This is a genomic window from Parabacteroides sp. Marseille-P3160 (genome assembly GCF_900162725.1).
Classification (GTDB): Bacteria; Bacteroidota; Bacteroidia; order Bacteroidales; family Tannerellaceae; genus Marseille-P3160.
In genome coordinates this window covers 616593-623881 of record NZ_LT799418.1, presented here as the reverse complement: position 1 = coordinate 623881, position 7289 = coordinate 616593, and the positions used below count along the sequence as shown (strand labels likewise).

Below are 7289 nucleotides of genomic sequence, written 5' to 3'. Positions count from 1 at the left end.
CATATAACCGACATGCTCCATAATATCAATTTCCCCGCTTTTAAGCCATCCACCATGAACGGAATAGGTCGGCATCATCCAAATAGCCGGCCAACTGCCGAGGCAAAGAGGCAATTTAGTGTACTTACCCGATCCTCCTTGATACGGAGCGATTCTTTCCGAAACGGCATACCCTTTAAGAAAAAAACAAACAGAAATAATATCGAAAGCGGCAAACAGGTCTTCATTGTATCAGAGATTTTAAATGGGTACTAAAGCGCCTAAAGAAACAAAAAAATTAAATTACTTTGCAGCTGTCAGCATAAATATCCGCTATTTTTTTGCATAACCGAAGCCACTTTCCGAGAGAACTGGTTGTCCTTCATCTGTCGCTCCCGTAGCATGCAGCCGATAGAGACTATCCGTCCCCAAATCGAAAGCGAACAAAAACCGTCTGTCGGGAGAATACCTTACACTATGCAGATGAGGCTTATCCTGCCAGCTCTTATCCGGTCCTGAACCTTCGAACCCTATCAACAAATTCAATTTCATCAAAGTACCGTCTTCCCGGACCCTACATTGAATTTATACATATAAATTCCCCGACTCCCCCCATCGGCAGTACTGGCACCCACCAACAGAAACCATTCGTCACTTTCAGTCTGCTCTGAAGTTGCCCCTTTAACCGAAGAAGCAAGTGCATTTTCCGAAAACAAAATTTCCCGGCCGCTTTAAAAATTGCTTTCATCATCTGTTCTCTCCCGATTCATTGCACCCGAATAATACTCTTTCTTTTTCCATTTCGTTAAATCGTTTATTTCATTCACATAAAAATATATGTTGGAAAGGATACTAATAGACAAGAAAAGGAAAGAAGAATAAAAATAATCTATAAAAGTTTCAATATATTGCAACTTTCGTTATATTTGCACTATGAAAAGAAAAGTAATAGCGTTCGGTCGATATTATAAGGAATTTCTTGCTACATTGACAGAAAAGGAAGTTTTAAAGGTGAAATATATACTTTCGTTGCTTGAAACAGAAGACCGTTTGCCTATAAAGTTCATAAAATCTATACGGGACGGACTGTATGAACTCCGTATAGAATACAATAGCAATATTTATCGTATCTTTTTCATTTTTGATGATGGACAAATAGTTATTTTATTTAACGGTTTCCAAAAGAAAACGCAAAAAACCCCACCATTAGAAATTGAAAAGGCTCTAAAAATAAAGGAGAAATATTATGAATACAAAAGACAACATGCTGACTGATATTAGTGCAGAACTTAATAAAGAGTTTGGAACACCGGGGACCCCCGAGCGAGTAAAGTTCGATGAAGAAGCATATGCTTTTTATACAGGCCAGATATTACTGGGTGCAAGACGAGAAGCTAAAGTAACGCAATCTGAACTTGCAAAAAGAATCAATGTAACTAAATCATATATTTCGCGCATCGAGAATGGATCTATAAATCCAAGTGTTGCTACATTCTATCGAATAATGAATGCTCTCGGACTAAGGATTGAAATTGTAAAACTAATAGCAGGCATGTAAAGAGACTGTCCAAAAAGTCGGACAGCCCCTTATTTTATCCATTTTCATCATCCATCCAACTTTTATCCGTAAAAGTAGGATATTTTTTTGAAGATTTAGGCAGAACAGGTATCCTTAGAGATTTTCGTCCATATTATTCCTTTTGAAATTTGCGGGCAGATATAAAATGCCTATGTCCTGTTGTTTTACATTTACAAAATCACATGAACAGTGTATGTCCACCCTTTTTATTAATAAATAGTACCTTTATAATAGACCTCGTCCCAGTTACTAATACCTAACGTTGATTTATATTTTTCTTTCACATTGTCCCAATCCGAAGTTTCAAAAGCACGATATACCTCCCATATAGGTTTTTTGCCGAGAGGATCGCCTTGGGCATCATAATATTTCCTCAAGCCTAAACGTAATCCCTCCTCTTCATAAGCATCTGCCCATAGATGATATTGAAATGCCGTTACATTTTTCATTCTGATTACTTTTTCCCAGATGTAAACCATTCCGGCAGCCTGATCCCATAATGACTTTTCGCCATAATCCGGAGAATTTAACCCCTGTTCGGTAAATTGAATTTCGCGAGGCTTACCTTTAAAGAGTACACTTGGTTGATTTGTCCAGGCATCCAATACCTCCAAATTTTTGAATGTCAAATAGGGTGTATCGAAACTATATGTTGCCTGAGTATCTTCCCATGTACGAGGATTATTTATATTCTGAGCATATGGATGATACGCAATACCCCATTCAAAATCAGCCTCTTTGCGCCCAAAACTATTTAATAATTCGAGAACCTCTTTCCCTTTAAATCCACGAGGATCTCCTATACGATTCCAATCATGATCTAATGATATCAGGACTTTAGCATTCTCATCATACTGCCGTGCTAATAGATATACTGTCCGCATTGATTTCTGATATAAATTCATATATGTTTCTTTTGTTTTTTTCCCCGCATTACACCAATAAAATCCGTTTTGTATTTCATTATGGATAATCCAATGATGAATACGCCCGTAAGTTTCATTACTATACCGTTCGGTCAAGAAACTCATTGTGGCTGCATAAGCTTCTGCACCTTCCTTTGTCGTAAAATTTGGCATAGAGAATGCTGCACTTGGTTGGGTCTCAGGATGAGCAGCCAGCCCTAACCATGATTTTTTATCTCCGCTTCTGTTCACCGGAATTAGAAGAATGGCAGATACCATCCAGTTTTTCTGTTGAGCGATTTTCATATCCTTGTCTATACCTTTCAAATGTTCGCCCTGAACGTCTGCATACCAAGTTTTTCCTGCATAGGTATAAGGGATACGTCCTGCACCATTTTCTGTATATAAAACCTGATCCAGTAAGATGTTGAATGTTACGGATGCAATACCTAAATCAATCATATCCTGATGATCGGGAGGGCACCCTCCAATGCCTTTTAAAGTACGAGGTATTATATTTGACAAATGCGACCGAGGTGTTATATCGTCAATATAATGCATTGCCGACAGTAATTCATATCCATCCGCTTTGGCTTCAACAATAGCCCATCCCGATAATAAACGATCGTGCTTATCATCTGCTATTCGATCAATCGATACAGATATATCACTTGATGTAAGCGGTATAAATGTTGTAGGCTTTTTCAAATTAGTCGCATCTTCCCACATGGGAATTTCAGCTAACCCTATATTTTTGAAATCGGTTCTATTTGTTTGTCCGTTTATAAGGATTTTTCCGTCACCGTGATTTGCCTGAATCGACGTTATCCTTGATTGGAAATTTTTAGACAAATATTTTTGTAAACGGGCCGTCAATTCTTGATCTTGCCTTTCCAGATTTTCCCTATTTTCAACTGATTCTTTTTCTTGCTCAGTCGGCTCACGCAATATGAAATTTCTTACCTTGAATGTTTTACCCGCAGACATCCCAAAACGGATACGAAGCTGTGTGAAGGGAGTAGGAGGCGATTCTAATGTAACGGATATATCATATGAATTTGTGATCCATCCTTCAGTACGAGGCATCCTGTACCCTTCGATCAAATGATTGTTGTCCAGGGCACTTCCAACAAAAATAATAAGCGGCAAAGATTCTGTCGTATTGAAACTTTCAAAAGAAAGTATATAATGTGTCTTGATATTAACCTCTTTGGATGCATCAACAAAGAAAAAGGGATCAAAACCGCCGGTTGTTACAATCCAACCATCCCCATCTTTCTTAAATTCTATTTGATTCGAATCTGCTTGGCGCGGGGTCAAATAGATCTCCGAACTCGGAGTTGGAGGATCAGGGATCGGTGAATCAGGAGTACCGTTTCCATTATCGCGACATCCTCCCCATAACATTAAAAGCATCAATAATAAATTACACATTTTTCATATTGTTTTTTAGGTTCTACATTATAATACATAGGACAACCAGCGGCTTTTTATATTCGCAGTGCCGCTTCCGTTTGCCATTTGAAGTCCTATTTTTCCTCAAGCTTCTTTATCTTGATGTTACGAAACGATACTTCGTCGAAATGATCTTGAAGGGCTATTTTCCCTTTTTGAAATTTCCCTATATCTTCTCCATTATATTTATCCGACCCATTCCATTTACTTTTGGCAATAAGATCTGCCCATTCGCAACCGCCCATATAAACGTTTGCGGTAACGATACCGTTAAGGTAGAATGTAACCTGTCCGTCTTTCTTAAGTATGCGGGACTCATTCCATTGGCCTACCGGTTTGGGTTTAGACGTTTGTGAAGCATCTATCAAATCATACATAGCTCCTGCCAAATGCTTAGGATCATGCCTGTCTGCACCCTCTATATTATCTAATAATTGCATTTCTATCCCTGTGCTCGAAGCCCATCCATACTCGGCTCCTTCTTTCACACCGAAAAAAACGCCACTATTACCGCCCTTGCTTATTTTCCATTCTAAACGCAAATCGAAGTTTTCAAATTCTTCGTCAGTAACTAAGTCCCATCCACGCTCACCTTCCTTCGTTATTTTAAAGTTCAGTTCGCCATTTTTTACTTTCCATGGACTTAGCACTTCAGTCCGATTAAAAGAATGCCAGCCGTTTGTCGTTTTGCCATCGAACAAAAGTTGCCAGCCATCGTTTACTTCAGCCTGAGTCAATTCATTTATTTTTTGTGCGTTGGCAGTACAAACAGTAAATACGGAAAGGAATAAACTCCCTAAAAGACACCTTAACATTTCTTTTTCCATTTGATTATTTTTCATTTACGATTTCCTATTACAAATATAGATGAAACCGCAGGGATTCTTATATCAACAGCCGTTAATACAATATCATCTTTTTTATGCTTGTATGCCTTCACATCAGTTGAAATATTACCTGTATGCGGGTTCCATAATTCAATATTTTTAATTGCACCTCGCAGATAAACTGTTAGATCCATCTCCTTTTCTGTAGTATTGGTAAAATAATAATAGTCTTTACCATCTTTCTGTTTATGTATATAGTTTACATATCCTATCTCATGTTTAGGAATAGATACTTCGTCAAATTGAACATCTGCAACAATATTCATCCGGTTGAATGCTTCACTTAGATTTTCTTTTGTCACTGCCTTTATAAACTTGATCTGTCCGCCTTTACTGTTCGACTTCGAAAGATCTGCCGTTATTTTTTCCGAAGCATCAACTCCAAACATTTCCGATATAATATTCTTCACAATATCGTCCTGTCCAAATTCTGCGGACTTGAAGGGTAAAGACGCCGTTGCTATTACTTTGCCTCCTCCGTCATAATATTTCTTTATCGCTTTTAGGGTAGCTGCCGAAATAATATCTCCTCCGGGAAGCAATAAAACTTTATAATCTTGAATATTCGTAGCATTATTCAATCTGAGTTCTTGCCCATTTGCTGTTATTTTACCATTGCACAAGTTTTCAGGGTGTATGAATGTAAAATCCCGACGAAGTTGGTTCGTAAGCAGATCACTCAACTGATGATGATTCACCCCTTCCGGCACCCAATTAGCCACAGGCAGTCCTGACGCAGCATCCCTATTAATATACGAGCCTCCCTGTATTGAAGCTATCGGTGATAATAAAGCGATTTCGGAGACGTGCTTTCCGCCCTGTAACAGCAAACATGCCCGCCCAACATAAGCGCTGTAACGAGGCAAGCAATCCCTAAGCAATGGATTTTCGGGAGCTATCAGCGGAGGTATAGCTACTTTCTTCGGATCCGTGTCATACCACATACCATGAGGAACAACCAAATTTACACCTCGTACAATCGCCTCGATCGTAGTTCTATACATTGCTAAGGAATCCATATCTGCGGAAAATGCACCACACAACTCCGCTCCAACTAATGGTTTATCGCCTAAGTCGGCCGCTGAACTCACTTGTTTAAATCCATTCAGACCTCTTCCATAATAAAAAATAGCATCTAATAATGGAATCTGTGCATAACGGTAATATTTAAGTATATCTCCATGGGCCACGACCGAATTCGGACTGTAATTTTCAGGCGGATGTCCCATACTTTTAAGATTTCTTTTGGCAGCCCATTCTGAAACTTGTTTTACATAGCCTTCTGCCATCAATTCGGAACGGATATCATAAAAAGCGACCCGGGCAGCTTCCGTTTCGGAACCTATGTCATAATACAAGGCCGGATAATAGAGTGCCGGGTTCTTTTTGTATTTTTCTTCAAATATCCGGGTTATGGCCGGAGTCCATGTCTCTTCCTGATGAACAAAACCGACGTCATCGAAAAAGGTCTTGGTTATCACATTGCCAAAATATTGGCTGTACCTTTTATCATATTCTCCATAAGTCATTTCGATCAATTTAGACACAGCTTCGGGCTGCATATAATCGACCAAAGGCCCATGAACACCATTTGTATTCATTTCACAAATGAAAAACATAATTTTCCATTTACCTTTTGGAGATTTCCAGTCTATTGCATTATTTTCATCCAGATAAGGTTGTAGATCGACAATCTCTTTTGTGTTCATATTCATTGCCGATACAGCCATGATTATAGATTTAGGATCGGGGCATTGTTCCTTTATCCGCTTTTCCCCGATAATATCTACTTCATACTTTTTTATCAACTTACGTGTATATTCAGGATACTCTCTTTGCAGGCGCCCTCCTACTGATCCACTGGGAAAATCAATATCATCATATAAGATAACTTGAGTGCCCTGCTTCTCCGATATTCGCAGTATATCCGAATAGCGCTCAAAGTATTCATCGCTTAAATAAGCCGGACTCATTCCCGGACATGGAATACCGGTCGGATGCTGAGGCCTTGGTGATACAGGAAGTACTGTGACTCCTCCAAAGCCGGATAAAGTTTTAGCTTCGGTCACTTCTTTTTCTATTTTTCCGGTAGTTAGATGCCCGTTCAAATGCCAAAATGGCATTGGACGGTATTGGTTCGGAGGTGATTTAAATTTCTCCTTCAACCCGTCTTGGCTGGAAGAACATGCAATCATCGTCATGCCAAGAGCAAGTATTGTTAATACCTTCTTCATATAATCTCTATTTATCATAAATTACTTCTTTTCCCGGGGTTGTGTCAAAAGAAAATGCTGTAAAAAATTCACAACTATGAATGCGTGCATTCATAGTTATGACTGCGTTCGTTCATAGTTATAACTGAATTTAGTCATAACTGTCATTTTTTCGATTGAAAGCGAATGACTTTTGACAACACACCTTCTTTAAATATAAGGGGAAGATAAATTCTACTGTTAATATCTTCCCCTTATGATTAAAAAGACA

Annotated in this window: 6 protein-coding genes and 1 pseudogene; 2 read left to right on the top strand and 5 right to left on the bottom strand. The window is 38.7% G+C overall.

The genetic code is table 11. The annotated features are described in order from the left end of the window. Nucleotides 1–99: pseudogene (locus tag BQ8014_RS19620) on the bottom strand (glycoside hydrolase family 16 protein); the annotation flags it as partial. 213 nt (nt 100–312) lie between these two features. After that, nucleotides 313–564 (bottom strand): beta-propeller fold lactonase family protein, encoded by a 252-nt coding sequence (locus BQ8014_RS02565; protein ID WP_255376319.1) that lies wholly within the window; start codon nt 562–564, stop codon nt 313–315. Nucleotides 565–912: 348 nt separating this feature from the next. On the opposite strand from BQ8014_RS02565, the gene BQ8014_RS02555 reads away from it, so the two are divergent. Both BQ8014_RS02555 and BQ8014_RS02550 read left to right on the top strand, forming a co-directional pair. Beyond that, nucleotides 913–1254, top strand: a complete 342-nt coding sequence (locus BQ8014_RS02555; protein ID WP_080902996.1) for a type II toxin-antitoxin system RelE/ParE family toxin — start codon at nt 913–915, stop codon at nt 1252–1254. After that, on the top strand, nt 1226–1537 hold the full coding sequence (locus tag BQ8014_RS02550) for a helix-turn-helix domain-containing protein (protein ID WP_080902995.1): 312 nt from the start codon (nt 1226–1228) through the stop codon (nt 1535–1537). The genes BQ8014_RS02555 and BQ8014_RS02550 overlap by 29 nt, the downstream gene beginning before the upstream one ends. A 230-nt stretch (nt 1538–1767) precedes the next feature. Here BQ8014_RS02550 and BQ8014_RS02545 read toward each other — a convergent pair whose 3' ends face one another. The 3 genes from BQ8014_RS02545 to BQ8014_RS02535 form a co-directional block, all read right to left on the bottom strand. Continuing rightward, nucleotides 1768–3450 carry a DUF5722 domain-containing protein gene (locus BQ8014_RS02545; protein WP_139785057.1) on the bottom strand — a complete coding sequence of 561 codons (1683 nt, stop codon included), beginning with the start codon at nt 3448–3450 and terminating at the stop codon, nt 1768–1770. Between the two features lie 542 nt (nt 3451–3992). After that, on the bottom strand, nt 3993–4760 hold the full coding sequence (locus BQ8014_RS02540) for a 3-keto-disaccharide hydrolase (RefSeq protein WP_200814335.1): 768 nt from the start codon (nt 4758–4760) through the stop codon (nt 3993–3995). Next, complete coding sequence (locus BQ8014_RS02535; RefSeq protein ID WP_160150015.1) at nt 4757–7039, bottom strand: glycosyl hydrolase; 2283 nt, start codon at nt 7037–7039, stop codon at nt 4757–4759. The genes BQ8014_RS02540 and BQ8014_RS02535 overlap by 4 nt, the downstream gene beginning before the upstream one ends. Nucleotides 7040–7289 lie beyond the last annotated feature (250 nt).